The following is a 15,344-nucleotide window of genomic DNA, read 5'->3' as shown; positions in this document are numbered from 1 at the left end:
TAGAGGATTAACGATGGCTACAGGTAAGATCGTACAGATCATCGGTGCGGTAGTCGACGTAGAGTTCCCACAGGGCGAAGTACCTCGTGTATACGATGCTCTGAATGTTGTTGACTCACAAGAGCGTCTTGTTCTTGAAGTTCAGCAGCAATTAGGCGGTGGCGTTATTCGCGCAATCGTAATGGGTAGCTCTGATGGTTTACGTCGTGGTTTGACAGTAGAAAATACTGGCGCTCCAATCACAGTTCCAGTGGGTACTAAAACTCTTGGTCGTATCATGAATGTTCTTGGTGATGCGATTGATGAGTGTGGTGACATTGGTGCTGAAGAGCATTACGAAATTCACCGTGCAGCACCTAGCTACGAAGAGCAGTCTAACGTGACTGAACTTCTAGAAACAGGTGTTAAAGTAATCGACTTGATTTGCCCATTCGCTAAGGGTGGTAAAATCGGTCTATTCGGTGGTGCTGGTGTAGGTAAGACCGTTAACATGATGGAACTTATCAACAACATCGCACTGCAGCACTCTGGCCTATCAGTATTTGCTGGTGTAGGTGAGCGTACGCGTGAAGGTAACGATTTCTACTTTGAAATGCAGGAAGCAGGCGTTGTAAACGTTGAAAATCCTGAAGAATCTAAAGTAGCAATGGTTTACGGTCAAATGAATGAGCCACCAGGAAACCGTCTACGTGTTGCCCTGACTGGTCTAACAATGGCTGAGCGTTTCCGTGACGAAGGTCGTGACGTTCTGTTGTTCGTTGATAACATTTACCGTTACACCCTTGCGGGAACAGAGGTATCGGCTCTACTAGGTCGTATGCCATCTGCGGTAGGTTACCAACCAACACTTGCTGAAGAAATGGGTGTTCTACAAGAACGTATCACATCGACTAAACAAGGTTCTATCACCTCTGTTCAGGCGGTATACGTACCTGCGGATGACTTAACGGATCCATCTCCAGCAACAACCTTTGCTCACTTGGATGCAACGGTTGTACTTAGTCGTAACATCGCAGCTATGGGTCTATACCCTGCAATCGACCCATTGGATTCAACATCACGTATGCTTGATCCATTGGTTGTTGGTCAAGATCACTACGATACGGCTCAAGGTGTTCAAACAACTCTTCAGCGTTATAAAGAGCTAAAAGACATCATCGCTATCCTAGGTATGGACGAGCTATCTGAAGCAGATAAGCAAGTTGTATCTCGTGCACGTAAGATTGAGAAGTTCCTAACTCAGCCTTACCACGTAGCTGAAGTATTTACTGGCGACCCAGGCATCTATGTTTCTCTTAAAGAGACACTACGAGGCTTTAAAGGTCTACTAGCTGGTGAGTACGATGACATTCCAGAGCAAGCGTTCATGTACTGCGGTTCAATTGACGATGCTATCGAGAACGCGAAGAAGCTATAAGGCTAACTAGGAGGCGATATGGCAGCAATGACCTTTCACCTAGACGTTGTAAGCGCTGAGAAAAAACTTTTTTCTGGTGTGGTTGAAACGTTTCAGGTGACCGGTAGCGAAGGTGAATTGGGTATTTTCCCAGGGCACACTCCGCTGCTAACCGCTATTAGGCCTGGTATGGTGCGCATAGTGAAACTGCACGGCCACGAAGAAATTATTTATGTTTCTGGTGGTATTGTTGAAGTTCAGCCTGGTACAGCGACTGTACTGGCTGATACAGCAATCCGTGGTGAAGATCTTGATGCAGCTAAGGCTGAAGAAGCCAAGCGCAAGGCTGAAGAGAATATTTCGAATCAGCATGGCGACATGGACTTTGCTCAAGCGGCGAGTGAATTGGCTAAAGCCATTGCTCAGCTTCGAGTTATCGAGCTGACCAAAAAAGTACGTTAATTCACGTTAGCGTAGATGATAAAGGCGACCTTAGGGTCGCCTTTTTGCTTTCTGTTGCCTGTTAAAATGATGATGGGAACAACGGCAAGTACCTAATTTGAGTTAAAAAATAACCAGTCAGATTTAACATCTCCCCTGAATCAGGTTAGAATTTGAAACTTAATAAAAAAACAACGTCTCTAGGGATAGCAACTATGAAATTCAGCGCGGTGATCCTCGCTGCGGGTAAAGGCACCCGTATGTACTCTAACAAGCCAAAGGTTCTGCACACGCTTGCGGGTAAACCTATGGCAAAACACGTCATTGATACTTGTACTGGTCTTGGTGCTCAAAATATTCATTTGGTGTATGGCCACGCTGGCGATCAAATGAAAAGTACCTTGGCTAACGAGTCGGTAAACTGGGTGCTTCAATCTGAACAACTCGGTACAGGTCATGCGGTTAACCAAGCCTCAGCAGAATACGCTGACGATGAAAAAGTATTAGTGCTATACGGTGATGTGCCACTTATCTCCTCTGAGACCGTTGAAAACCTACTTGAAGCCCAACCTAATGGCGGCATCGCGTTACTTACGGTTGTGCTAGATAACCCGATGGGTTACGGACGTATTGTGCGCAAAAATGGCCCTGTAGTGGCGATTGTTGAGCAAAAAGATGCAACTGATGAACAAAAGCTAATTAAAGAAATTAATACTGGCGTGATGGTTGCCACTGGCGGCGATTTAAAACGTTGGTTATCTGAGCTGAAAAACGAAAATGCTCAAGGCGAATACTATCTAACGGATATTATTGAGGCGGCACATAATGAAGGCCGCGCTGTTGAAGCGGTTCATCCTGTTAGCCCTATTGAAGTTGAAGGCGTGAATGATAGAGCGCAACTTGCTCGCCTTGAACGTGCTTATCAAAATATGCACGCACATCGTTTGCTAGAACAAGGTGTGATGCTTCGCGATCCTGCTCGTTTTGACCTACGTGGTACCATTCAATGTGGCATGGATGTTGAAATCGACACAAACGTGATCATTGAAGGTAACGTGACTCTGGGTGATAACGTGGTTATCGGCACCGGTTGTGTACTTAAAGATTGTGAGATCGATGACAACAGTATTATTCGCCCATACAGCGTAATCGAAGGTGCAACGGTTGCTGAAGATTGTACTGTTGGACCATTTACCCGTCTTCGCCCTGGAGCTGAATTACGTAATGATGCCCATGTAGGTAACTTCGTGGAAGTGAAGAATACGTGTATCGGTGAGGGCTCTAAAGCTAACCACCTTACTTACCTTGGTGACGCTGAAATTGGCCAACGTGTTAATGTTGGAGCTGGTGTTATCACGTGTAATTACGATGGCGCAAATAAGTTTAAAACGGTTATTGGCGACGACGTATTTGTTGGCTCTGATTGCCAACTCATTGCTCCTGTTACGATTGCTAATGGTGCGACTGTCGGTGCTGGTACTACGTTAACGAAAAACGTAGGCGAAAGTGAATTAGTGATTACTCGTGCAAAAGATCGCACGATCGCTAATTGGCAGCGCCCAGTTAAGAAAAAATAAAGCCAGTTCTAGAAAGTACGCCATGCCTATAGATATACCATGAGCAAGGCGTACCTTTGCTTTTAGTACCTAGCTTTTAGTACCTAGCTTTTAGTACCTAGCTTTTAGTACCTAGCTTTTAGTACCTAGCTTTTAGTACCTAGCTTTTAGTATCTAAAAAAGGAGCCTTTGCTCCTTTTTTATTGCCTATTTTTCGTCTCGCGCTACACGAGCATTATCAGGCACAGCGAAGTGCTCACTTAAACCACGATGCGATATGAAGTACCCCGCCCATAAGCCCACCAAACACACAATAATAGCAATACCAGTGATTTGTAGAGCTTGGCTTGCAAACCCTGCCACTAATGCACTCGCAAGGCCACAGATACATATTTGGAAGCTATTTTGCAAACCAGCAGCCGTTGCCGGGCTCTGTTTTGCGCTAGACAAAGCGCGGTTAACAACAATTGGATAAAGTGCTCCATTAGCCACGGCAATCAAACAGAATGGTGCCAGTAGCGGCAGAATAGAAGTTAACTCCCACTGGGTTGCCATGAACACCATCAGTGCTGAAACGGTAAATAGAAACAATAAATTCTTAAGAACTTTCTCATCACCAAATTTCTTCACCCATTGTTTACCCAAGTATCCGCCCACCATAAACGCGATGGTTTGTGGAATGAAACTTAGGCCAATGTCTTTTGCGTCATACCCCAGTTGAGCCATGATCTCTGGCATACCAGTAAGGTAAGCAAAGAAAGCGGCAGACGAGGTGGCGTAAATGATGACGTTACCTGTGTAGTGCTTCGACTTAACCAACATCTTGATATCAGTGCTGACGCTGGTGGTTTTTGGTTCCACTTCGTCTTTGGTTTGCACTAACGTTGCAACAACGAGAACAGCACCAATGACAGTTAACGCGATAAAAATACTCGACCAACCGAATTGGCTAAGCAATAGCACACCAAGTTGAGGAGCGAGTGCCGGTGAAAGTGCCACCAGCGGCATTATGGTAGCGAATACTTGTTGGCTGGTTTGGCTAGGGTAGCGCTTAATGACCATGGCTTGCCAAATAACAGCAGGAGCACACACACCAATAGCTTGCACGAAGCGTAATGACAGTAACTGCCACACTTGTTCGCTGAAAGATAGACCAAAAGAAGCCAGTGAGAAAATCATTAGGCCAGCAACAAGCGTGTTTCTATGACCAAATTTGTCACTTGCTAGCCCCCATAGGATTTGTCCAATGGCAAGCCCGGCTAAGAAAATCGAGAGAGAAAGCGCTATTTGCTCTGGGCCCGTTGCGAAATCGCCTTCCATTGCTTTAAAAGCCGGTAAGTACATGTCGGTGGCAATGAAGCCAAGCATTGAGAGACAAGCCAAGTAAAATAACTGACGTTTAGTGACGTTCATAAAATTTCCATTCAAAATGTTTGTTGGGTAAAAGGTGGCGCCAGCCCATATATTTCGATCAAAATGATTGTATTTTTGGTCAAAGGAAATTGGAAACGCTATATTTGTTAGTTATCGTTCAAAAAATTTGATAGCTATGTTTTCAAGACAATCATTAGAGATGTTAGATACCGTTGCTCGAATGGGCAGCTTTACTGCAGCAGCAGAAAGATTACATAAAGTGCCTTCAGCCATCAGCTATGGCGTTCGGCAAGTTGAGCAAGATCTCGGGGTTGAGCTGTTTCATCGTTTACCCAGAAAGGTGGAGTTGACCCCGGCTGGAGTGATCTTTATTGATAACGCCCGACAGATGTTGAGACAGATGGAGACGGTAAGTGCACAAACTCGCAGAGCGGCACAAGGCTGGCAGAAAACACTCAAGATCACCTTGGATAATGTGGTTAAACTCGATAATTTAAAACCGTTGATCGAGGACTTTTACCACACCTTTGAATTTGCTGAATTGCAGATCAATATGGAAGTGTTTAACGGCTCTTGGGAGGCGATATCTCAAGAGCGGGCTGATATTGTGCTGGGAGCGACGGCTGCGGTTCCCGTTGGTGGGGAATTTTCAATAAAACCCATGGGAAAACTTGACTGGGCTTTTGTCATGTCTCCTGATCACCCCGCGTCAAATCTGACGGAATTAAATGAAGAAACACTCAATTCATTTGCGGCGATTTGCTTGGATGATACATCGAACGTGCTGCCAAAACGACATAACTGGCACTATCCTCAACAAAGACGTTTGTTACTTCCCAATTGGTACAGCGCCATTGAGTGCTTAAAAAATGATGTTGGGATCGGCTTTATGCCTTTGCATATTGCTAAGCCCTATCTATTATCCGGTGAGTTAGTTGAGAGGGAACTGATTGAAAATAAGCCTTTGAGTAATTGTTGTATGGTGTGGCGTGGTGATGAAAATAATCGACTAGTGAATTGGATGGTGAATTACTTAGGAGACTCAGAAAAACTGAATCGAGACTGGTTAAGGGCTGACTGATCAACAAACAAAAAAACAGCGAGGAAATCCCTCGCTGTTAGAATACTTAACCGTAATTACGGCCTTATTGGCTAGACAAGAAAAAACGATAAGAGGGGTTATCGGTTTCATCTTTACACTGGTAACCCAGCTCACGCAGGTGAGCAGAGAATCGGCTTAAATCAAACTCTTCTAATTCAAAGCCACACAATACACGGCCGTAGTCGGCACCTTGGTTGCGGTAGTTAAATAAACTGATGTTCCAGTGAGTCCCTAGCGTGCTTAAAAACTTAAGCAAAGCACCAGGAGATTCAGGGAATTCAAAGCTGTATAAACGCTCTTTTAATGGCTTTGACGGCTTACCACCAATCATATAACGCACGTGCAGCTTTGCCATTTCGTCATCAGACAAGTCAGCTACAGGGTATCCACCGTGTTTAAGGTCTTGAATGACGCTATCGAGTTCTTGTTGGCCATTTTGCAAACGCAAACCAACAAAGATATTCGCTAATTTGTCGTCGTTAAAACGGTAGTTAAACTCAGTAACCGCACGGCCGCCAATCAAGTTACAAAACTCTAAGAACGCCCCTGGTCTTTCTGGAATCGTTACCGCCAGTAGACCTTCACGCTTTTCACCCAGCTCACTCCGCTCAGAAACATAACGCAAACCGTGGAAGTTGGTGTTAGCGCCTGACAATACCGTTGCGAGTTGCTTGTCTTTCAATTGATTTTGCTCAGCGTATTTTTTAAGCCCAGCCAGTGCCAAGGCCCCTGAGGGTTCAGCGATAGCACGAGTGTCTTCAAAAATATCTTTTACCGCAGAGCAAATCTCATCGCTTGATACGGTGATATGGCCATCAAGGTATTGCTGACAAACGCGGAATGTTTCATCGCCGATACGTTTAACGGCAACGCCATCAGCAAACATGCTGACCTGATCAAGTACGACTGGTTCACCAGCATCAAGCGCGGCTTTTAAACAGGCTGACTCTTCAGGCTCAACTGCAATCACTTTTATTTCAGGCATCAGTTGCTTTATAAGCACAGCCACACCTGCAGCAAGGCCACCACCACCAACAGGTACGAAGATATAATCTAAGTGACCGTTTTGTTGCAGCATTTCCATGCCAATCGTGCCTTGCCCAGCAATCACGAGTGGGTGATCAAAAGGCGGCACAAAAGTGAAGTTATGTTCAGTCGCCAGTCGTTCAGCTTCTGCTTTCGCTTCATCAAAGTTATTACCATGAAGCACCACAATGCCACCAAAACCGCGCACGGCTTCTACTTTGATGTCCGGTGTAGTTTTAGGCATCACAATGGTGGTTTGAATACCAAGCTTTGTGCCTGAAAGCGCCATGCCTTGTGCGTGGTTGCCCGCTGAAGCTGCAATCACTCCTGCTTGTTTTTGCTCGTCATTTAAACTTGCGACCATGGTGTAAGCACCACGTAATTTAAATGAGTGAACCGGCTGGCGATCTTCTCGTTTAAGTTGGATCTGGTTTCCTAATCGAGCAGATAATCTCGGCATGTCTTGAAGTGGCGTTACCATCGCCACTTCATATACCGGGGCTCTTAGGATTTGGCGCAGATACTCTGCGCCAGTTTGATTGGAGACAGTCATACGACTAACCTTCTAATTTCGACTTATCACGCACCGCGCCTTTATCAGCACTGGTTGCTAAGCTTGCGTATGCTTTAAGCGCAAGAGAGACAACACGCTCGCGTGACACTGGCTTCCAGCCTGCTTGGTCTTGTTCATCACGACGTTTTTCTAGTACATCTTCAGCGACATCAAGTGTAATTGAACGACTAGGGATATCGATGGTGATGATATCGCCATTTTGTACTAAACCAATGGTACCACCGCTAGCGGCTTCAGGAGATACATGACCAATAGAGAGGCCCGATGTACCACCAGAAAAGCGGCCGTCGGTTAGCAGCGCACAGGCTTTGCCTAAGCCCATAGATTTAAGGTAGGTTGTCGGGTAAAGCATTTCTTGCATGCCCGGGCCGCCTTTAGGGCCTTCGTAACGAATCACAACCACATCGCCAGCGCTTACTTTGCCACCTAAGATGCCTTCAACTGCGGTATCTTGGCTTTCGAATACGATAGCAGGACCTTGGAATTTAAGGTTTTCTTCATCAACACCTGCCGTTTTTACGATACAACCATCAAGCGCAACATTACCTGAAAGTACCGCTAAGCCACCTTCTTGGCTAAAGGCATTTTCTTTGGTACGAATACAACCATTTTCACGGTCATCATCAAGACGATCCCAACGGCAATCTTGCGAGAAAGCTTGAGTTGTACGAATACCAGCAGGGCCAGCTCGGAAGAATTTAAGTACGGCTTCATCTTCCGTTTGCATGATGTCGTATTGTGCCAGTTGCTCAGACATGGTCAGGCCTAGCACAGTGCGAGTTTGATTATTCAGTAATCCTGCACGATCAAGCTCACCTAAAATGGCCATAACGCCACCAGCACGGTGAACGTCTTCCATGTGGTATTTCGGTGTAGACGGCGCGACTTTACAAAGGTGCGGAACACGACGAGACATGGCATCGATATCGTCCATATCGAAATCGATGTCGCCTTCTTGAGCGGACGCAAGTAAGTGCAATACGGTATTACTAGAGCCGCCCATCGCGATATCAAGCGCCATGGCATTTTCAAATGCCGCACGGTCAGCAATGTTGCGTGGAAGTGCTGAGTCATCGCCATCTTCATAGTAACGTTTAGTTAACTCAACAATACGAGAACCGGCTTTAAGGAACAATTGCTCACGGTCTGCATGAGTGGCAAGCATAGAACCGTTACCCGGCTGAGATAAACCGAGTGCTTCAGTTAGACAGTTCATGGAATTGGCTGTAAACATGCCTGAACACGAACCACAAGTTGGGCACGCAGAGCGCTCTACTTGCTCACTTTGCTCGTCAGAAATAGTTGGATCAGCACCTTGGATCATGGCATCAACCAGATCAAGTTTGATGATCTGATCGGAAAGCTTGGTTTTACCCGCTTCCATTGGTCCGCCAGAAACAAAAATAACCGGGATGTTGAGGCGCATCGCAGCCATCATCATTCCTGGAGTGATTTTGTCACAGTTAGAAATACAAACCATGGCATCGGCACAGTGTGCATTTACCATGTACTCTACTGAGTCTGCAATCAGCTCACGAGAAGGCAATGAGTAAAGCATGCCTCCGTGACCCATTGCGATACCATCATCAACCGCAATGGTGTTGAATTCTTTCGCAATACCGCCAGACTTTTCAATTTCACGAGCGACCAGTTGGCCCATGTCCTTAAGGTGAACGTGGCCAGGTACAAACTGAGTGAATGAGTTAACAACAGCAATAATAGGCTTGCCGAAATCATCTTCTTTAACACCCGTTGCGCGCCAAAGGGCACGAGCACCCGCCATGTTACGTCCGTGCGTTGTTGTGGCGCTGCGGTAAGTGTTCTTGTTAGAGCTAGACATTAATAATTCCTTTTATTTTGCAGCAGGTGCATTTGCTGGGTAAACGTAATCTAACCAGCCCCACTTATCTTCAGTGGTGCCGTTGAATAGGCCGAAGTACGCTGACTGAACTTTTTCAGTAATAGGGCCGCGTTTGCCTTCTCCGACTGTAATTTTATCGACCGAACGAACCGGTACAATCTCAGCAGCAGTGCCTGTCATGAATACTTCGTCAGCAAGGTATAGTGCTTCACGGGCAATGTTTTCTTCGCGAACTTCATATCCCATTTCTCTTGCTAGGATCATGATCGAGTCACGAGTGATACCCGGTAAAATAGCACTGGTTGCTGGTGGTGTAGAAATGATGCCATTGCGAATAACAAACAAGTTTTCACCCGCTCCTTCAGACAAGTAGCCATCAACGCTGAGTGCAATGCCTTCATCGTAACCGTGACGACGAGCTTCACCGCCAACCAATAAAGAAGACAGATAGTTACCGCCTGCTTTGGCCGCGGTTGGAATGGTGTTTGGTGCGGCACGGTTCCAGCTTGAAATCATCGCATCAACGCCATTTTCTAGCGCTTCTTCACCTAGGTATGAGCCCCAAGGGAACGCGGCAATAATAAGGTCCATTTCCGTTTCTTCTGGCGGACACACACCTAAACCCACGTTGCCAACAAAGCCAAGTGGACGAATGTAAGCGGAATCCAGTTTATTCTGGCGCAGTGTTTCGCGTGTCGCTTCCATGATTTCATCAACCGTATACGGGATTGGGAAACGATAGATTTTTGCTGAATCTTTTAGGCGCTTTGCGTGATCTAAATGACGGAATACAATCGGGCCATTGGGCGTGTTGTAACAACGAACGCCTTCAAATACAGACGTGCCGTAGTGCATCGCGTGAGTCAGTACGTGAACGTTCGCATCTGCCCAAGGAACCATTTCACCATTAAACCAAATGTAATCTGCTGTTTTTGCTGCCATGTCTGTATTCCTTAAGCACCGAGCTTTTGTTGTAAGTTATTATTTGGAAGTTCATTACCGTGTAGTAACGTAACGGTGACGCTTTTTATATCCCATAACTTTTCGATTTGGTTGGTCAAAAACGTAATAGGGCGATCACTGTCTACGATGATCTCTACACTGGCTACGTGGCTTTCATGATTTTGTGTTGCCGCCACTTGCTTGATGATGAAACCACGGTGTCTTACTACGCGTAAAACACGCTCTAGCAGTACCGGTTTATCATCTGCTTTAATATCTAATAAGTATCTTTCCATTAGGTATTCTCCAACATGTCTTGGTTAGCAGCACCCGGTGGAACCAGTGGCCATACATTTTCTTCTTCTGAGATTAGAACATGCAGCAAGTAAGCGGTGTCACTTTCAAGCATTTCTTTTAGAGCGGGCTCAACTTCTTCTTTTTTGGTGATGGTTTTACCCGGAATACCAAATGCGCTGGCCAGCACGACAAAATCGGGGTTGTCATCAAGAATGGTTTCACTGTGGCGACCATCAAAAAACAGGGATTGCCATTGTCTTACCATACCCAAGCGTTGATTGTTGATAAGCACCATTTTAAGAGCAACTTGCTTGCGCTTTAGCGTACCGAGTTCTTGTACATTCATCATGAATGAGCCATCACCTGAGATCAGAATCGATTGATCATCAGGGCGAGCGATTTTAGCGCCCATTGCCGCAGGTAAACCAAAACCCATGGTGCCTAGGCCTGCTGAGGTGATGAAGTTTTGTGGTTCGCGAGGTTGAATGTGCTGCGCTGCCCACATTTGATGTTGTCCAACATCAGTTGAAACAATGGCGTTGTCATCCATCATGTCAGAAAGTTGTTTTAGCATTAATGGCGCGTAGATGAGATCGCCGGGATGGTTGTAATTCCACTTGTTTTCACGGCGTAGTAATTCTGATTCCGTTAACCAAGAGTCGATTTCATGCTCTAACGTGAGTTGAGGCAAGATCACATTGATATCACCTTGAATTGGTGCATGAGCATGGCGAAGTTTATTAAACTCAGCCGCATCAATATCGATGTGAATGACTTTAGCGTGTGGGGCAAACGTATCCAGTTTACCAGTGACTCGATCATCAAAGCGCGCACCAACAACGATCAAAAGATCAGATTGTTGAACCACTAGGTTCGCGGCTTTAGTACCGTGCATACCTAACATGCCAAGGTAGTGAGGGTCGTGTCTTTCTATGCTGCCAAGACCTTTTAGGGTACTGACCGATGGCATTGGGTTTTGCTTTAAGAATGCACGAACCGATTCGGTCGCTTTGGCTATTTGAATACCACCACCCACGTACAAAACGGGCTTTTGACTCTGTGCCAGTAGGTGCTGAGCCAGTTCAACATTTTCTACGGTCGCTACAGGGATCGCTGGTGGCTCAAAATAGGGCAGTTCTGAAACAGGAGAAGCAGCCAATTGCACATCTTTAGCGATATCAACCAGAACAGGGCCTGGGCGGCCAGTTTTTGCTACTTCAAATGCTTCTGCAAGGGTTGCTGCAAGCTCTTCAATGTCGGTAACAAGGTAGCTGTGTTTGGTACAAGATAAAGACATACCAATGACATCCATTTCTTGGAACGCATCAGTACCTATGTGTGTGCTCGCGACTTGACCTGTAATCGCAACAAGAGGAACGGAATCTAAGAAAGCGTCAGCAAGGCCGGTAACGAGGTTGGTAGCTCCTGGACCAGACGTGGCGAGACAAACTGCCACATCCTGAGTTGAACGAGCCATGCCAATGGCCGCCATCGCCGCTCCTTGTTCGTGTCGGCAGAGCACATGCTCAACACCGCCATCGTATAGGGCGTCGTATATTGGCATGATGGCCCCACCTGGGTAGCCAAAAACCGTCTTGATTCCTTGTTGTCGTAGTGCTGCAACTACGAGTCCTGCACCTGTCATTGCTGCTCTCCTTGCGATCGTACCGTAAAACAGTACTTATTTCTTGCTCGACTCTTGCACATCGTGTGCTCCATTTCTTCCTGTATTAACCAAGTTTCTGGTTAGTGCTAATTTAAAACTTATAAAAAAACCCCCGTACCTTTCAGTGCGGGGGTTTTAAGCATTCTGTGGTTTACCTTCTGCCCACATGCCCCCGCTCGGAGTCAATAATGACCACGATAATCAGGGTAATGAGTACGTTAATGCGAGCGGTAAAATTCATTTATATTATTTATTCTTTTAGTTCGAAATTGTTTGCACTACTAGTGGTATCACAGTCATTGCTTACATGACAAGCAAAAACTAGGACTTTTTTCACATTTAATCAGCATTCAAAAAGGATATATAACAATTATGAGATGAAAGTTATGTACTTATAACGTTATCAATAAGAATGTTATTACAAGGAAGTGAAATGGGATTGGCAATTATTAATAGCCGAGCATGCATTGGTGTTGAAGCGCCAGAAGTGACGGTAGAAGTTCATATTAGCAACGGGATGCCAGGTTTCTGCTTGGTCGGGTTACCTGAGACAACGGTGAAAGAGTCAAGAGATAGGGTGCGCAGCGCGATTGTTAATTCTGGATTTGAGATGCCCGCCAAGCGGATCACTGTCAACCTCGCCCCAGCGGATTTACCTAAAGAAGGGGGGCGGTTTGATTTACCCATCGCATTAGGGATCTTAGCCGCCTCAGATCAAATAGCCGTCACTAAGCTCGGTACCTATGAATTTGTTGGTGAGCTAGCCCTTTCTGGTGAATTACGGCCGGTAAAAGGCGTCTTGCCTGCCGCATTGGCCGCCAATAGTAAAAATCGGTGCTTAGTGGTGCCGGATGAAAACGGCGATCAAGCCGCGTTAGTGGGTGAGAAAAGGCACAAGTCATCAGCGCATTTGTTGGATGTATGCACCGACTTATCGGGCCAAAAGGTCATGTCTCTTTTCCAAACCACCAGTTATCAGCCACCAGAAGCACCGGAACGTTGCTTGCGAGATATTATTGGTCAACAGCAAGGTAAGCGTGCGCTAGAAATAGCCGCTGCTGGTAGTCATAACGTGCTTTTTTTAGGTCCTCCAGGTACCGGGAAAACTATGCTGGCTTCAAGGTTGTGCGATTTATTGCCCGAGATGGATGAAACCGAAGCCATGGAAACGGCCGCCGTGGCGTCACTAACGCAACAAGAAATTAATCAGCACAATTGGAAACAACGTCCGTTTCGCTCTCCTCACCACTCGAGTTCAATGGCGGCATTGGTGGGAGGTGGGTCGATGCCAAGACCCGGAGAAATATCTTTGGCTCATAATGGCTTGTTGTTCTTGGATGAAATGCCAGAGTTTGAGCGAAAGGTGCTGGATTCATTGCGTGAGCCGTTGGAATCTGGCGAAATCATTATTTCCAGAGCGGCGGGTAAAACACGATTTCCTGCTCGATTCCAATTGGTAGGCGCGCTTAACCCTAGCCCTACCGGGTATTACGAAGGTAATCAATCCCGTACCAATCCTCAAATCATCTTGCGTTATTTGAATCGCCTTTCTGGGCCGCTACTTGATCGATTTGATATGTCTTTGGAGATCCCGCTTTTACCTAAGGGCACCTTGGCGCAAGGAGGTGATAGGGGGGAAGCAACATCCATCGTAAAAAAACGAGTCGTGACAGCCAGAGAAACCATGTTGTCTCGCGGCGGTAAAGTGAATGCGTTATTAGGGACGAGAGAACTCGATAAGCATTGTGGACTAGAAAAAGCCGATGCTGAGTTTTTGGAGAATGCACTGCACAGACTTGGCCTATCGATAAGGGCATATCATCGAATAATCAAAGTCGCACGCACGATTGCAGATTTAGACGGTCAGGCACAAATAACAAGGCCTCACTTAGCGGAGGCCTTAGGGTATAGAGCAATGGATCGGTTATTGAAACAGCTTACCGCGCAAGCGGTTTAGAATTTCCAGTTAACACCGACAGAGGTGACTAAGCCAGTTTCATCATAGAACTCAATGTTTGAATCAGAGGTGTTGTAACCTGCAAAAGCAACTAACGATAGGCTGTCTATATCGAAAAAGTCGGTGTATTCATAAGCGATGAAGCTTTTTATCTTGGCGTCGGAACGTGTTTTGGAAAACACAGAATGCTGCTCGTTGTATTCATGCTTCATGTAGCCAAGCGTTGCAGCAAATTGATGCTGACCAAAGATCATTATGCTGGTTAACTCACCGCCTAGTGCTGAGTTACTCATGGCATTACCGTCGGCTTTGCTGTCTATGTATTTAATGGCTGGAAACAGTAAAAAGGTGCGAGACAGTGGCAGCATCATATCAAACTTAGCGTAGTAAACTTGGCGATCTCGCTCGAGTTGAGATTGCTCTGATACGCTGTATTCCGAGCCTGATTGCTCATCGCTCACTTTGCTGTCACCGTATGCTACATCTAAGTTAAATAGCGAACCGGCTATATTTTTAAACTGCATACGATAAGCGGTGCCTTTTTCTTCTGTTTCTTTGCGAGCCCCCGTCAGTTGATACGGGTCTTGCCATACTTTGCTTGCCAGTACCGTCGGAAGTACAGAAACACTCCATTTTGTACCACCAGAGAATCTGTATTGATAACCGGCTTCTAGCGCAACAGTACCGACGGCAATGTCGGCTCTAGAGGTACCAGCAAAAAGTTGATGGTTATCGAAGGTGTATTTGATGTTGCCGAGTGGAAATACACCAAAGCTGCTGGTTGTCGGCGTTTCATTTTCTACTCGTTGTGCTTCTGCGCTGGTGTTTAGATTCGATTTACTTTGAAAAAACGCAGTATTTAATGCAATTTCACCACTGAATCCTTGGGGGGCTTCTGATCTCGCAACACTAGGAGCAGCAACGGCTGTTGCCGTTAGTAGAAGGGCAATTTGTGTCTTTTTCATCGTAATCCATTACAGTTGGTTGCCAAGTATTGATCCAGTATATGGTTTTTGGCGTGATAATCGACCATTTTGCGAGCTCTTTTGTCTAATAAATCAGTCAATTAATTAATTGGATTACAAATTCATACAGTAAATGTACAATTCTACACCGTTCAATTCACTAATTCGGGCTTTGCGTTTTTCTGTT

At 45.9% G+C, this 15,344-nt stretch carries 12 protein-coding genes; 5 read left to right on the top strand and 7 right to left on the bottom strand.

Features of this window, described 5'->3' with window-relative positions; genetic code table 11:
• The first annotated feature begins 13 nt into the window (after positions 1 to 13).
• The 3 genes from atpD (at position 14) to glmU (ending at position 3,414) form a co-directional block, all read left to right on the top strand.
• Positions 14 to 1,417, top strand: a complete 1,404-nt coding sequence (gene atpD, locus QWZ04_RS03220) for a F0F1 ATP synthase subunit beta (protein WP_290324867.1) — start codon at positions 14 to 16, stop codon at positions 1,415 to 1,417.
• Positions 1,418 to 1,435: 18 nt separating this feature from the next.
• Entirely contained in the window at positions 1,436 to 1,858 is a 423-nt protein-coding gene (locus QWZ04_RS03215; RefSeq protein ID WP_290324865.1) for a F0F1 ATP synthase subunit epsilon, read from the top strand.
• A 194-nt stretch (positions 1,859 to 2,052) separates the two neighbouring features.
• Complete coding sequence (glmU, locus tag QWZ04_RS03210) at positions 2,053 to 3,414, top strand: bifunctional UDP-N-acetylglucosamine diphosphorylase/glucosamine-1-phosphate N-acetyltransferase GlmU (RefSeq protein ID WP_290324863.1); 1,362 nt, start codon at positions 2,053 to 2,055, stop codon at positions 3,412 to 3,414.
• A 186-nt stretch (positions 3,415 to 3,600) separates the two neighbouring features.
• Here the strand turns inward: glmU and punC are convergent, their stop codons facing one another.
• A complete protein-coding gene (gene punC, locus QWZ04_RS03205; RefSeq protein WP_290324861.1) occupies positions 3,601 to 4,806 on the bottom strand; it encodes a purine nucleoside transporter PunC in 1,206 nt (401 codons plus the stop codon).
• A gap of 136 nt (positions 4,807 to 4,942) precedes the next feature.
• On the opposite strand from punC, the gene punR reads away from it, so the two are divergent.
• Positions 4,943 to 5,848 (top strand): DNA-binding transcriptional activator PunR, encoded by a 906-nt coding sequence (gene punR / locus QWZ04_RS03200; RefSeq protein ID WP_290324859.1) that lies wholly within the window; start codon positions 4,943 to 4,945, stop codon positions 5,846 to 5,848.
• Between the two features lie 64 nt (positions 5,849 to 5,912).
• Here punR and ilvA read toward each other — a convergent pair whose 3' ends face one another.
• Genes ilvA through ilvG form a run of 5 tightly spaced genes read right to left on the bottom strand, consistent with a single transcriptional unit; the run spans position 5,913 to position 12,214 of the window.
• A complete protein-coding gene (gene ilvA / locus QWZ04_RS03195; protein WP_290324857.1) occupies positions 5,913 to 7,448 on the bottom strand; it encodes a threonine ammonia-lyase, biosynthetic in 1,536 nt (511 codons plus the stop codon).
• A 4-nt stretch (positions 7,449 to 7,452) separates the two neighbouring features.
• A complete protein-coding gene (gene ilvD, locus QWZ04_RS03190) occupies positions 7,453 to 9,309 on the bottom strand; it encodes a dihydroxy-acid dehydratase (protein WP_290324855.1) in 1,857 nt (618 codons plus the stop codon).
• Positions 9,310 to 9,321: 12 nt separating this feature from the next.
• On the bottom strand, positions 9,322 to 10,272 hold the full coding sequence (locus QWZ04_RS03185; RefSeq protein ID WP_102523609.1) for a branched-chain amino acid transaminase: 951 nt from the start codon (positions 10,270 to 10,272) through the stop codon (positions 9,322 to 9,324).
• An 11-nt stretch (positions 10,273 to 10,283) separates the two neighbouring features.
• On the bottom strand, positions 10,284 to 10,568 hold the full coding sequence (ilvM, locus tag QWZ04_RS03180) for an acetolactate synthase 2 small subunit (RefSeq protein WP_290324851.1): 285 nt from the start codon (positions 10,566 to 10,568) through the stop codon (positions 10,284 to 10,286).
• Positions 10,568 to 12,214 (bottom strand): acetolactate synthase 2 catalytic subunit, encoded by a 1,647-nt coding sequence (gene ilvG, locus QWZ04_RS03175; RefSeq protein WP_290324849.1) that lies wholly within the window; start codon positions 12,212 to 12,214, stop codon positions 10,568 to 10,570. The genes ilvM and ilvG overlap by 1 nt, the downstream gene beginning before the upstream one ends.
• Positions 12,215 to 12,668: 454 nt before the next feature.
• Between ilvG and QWZ04_RS03170 the strand changes: the two genes are divergently transcribed.
• Positions 12,669 to 14,192: a YifB family Mg chelatase-like AAA ATPase gene (locus tag QWZ04_RS03170; protein WP_290324848.1), complete on the top strand. Its 1,524-nt coding sequence runs from the start codon at positions 12,669 to 12,671 to the stop codon at positions 14,190 to 14,192.
• On the opposite strand, the gene QWZ04_RS03165 is transcribed toward QWZ04_RS03170, so the two are convergent.
• Positions 14,189 to 15,157 carry a DUF2860 family protein gene (locus QWZ04_RS03165; protein ID WP_290324846.1) on the bottom strand — a complete coding sequence of 323 codons (969 nt, stop codon included), beginning with the start codon at positions 15,155 to 15,157 and terminating at the stop codon, positions 14,189 to 14,191. The genes QWZ04_RS03170 and QWZ04_RS03165 overlap by 4 nt on opposite strands.
• Positions 15,158 to 15,344 lie beyond the last annotated feature (187 nt).

Source organism: Vibrio tapetis subsp. quintayensis (assembly GCF_030409945.1).
Taxonomy (GTDB): domain Bacteria; phylum Pseudomonadota; class Gammaproteobacteria; order Enterobacterales; family Vibrionaceae; genus Vibrio; species Vibrio quintayensis.
This window is presented reverse-complemented; position numbering and strand designations above follow the sequence as displayed.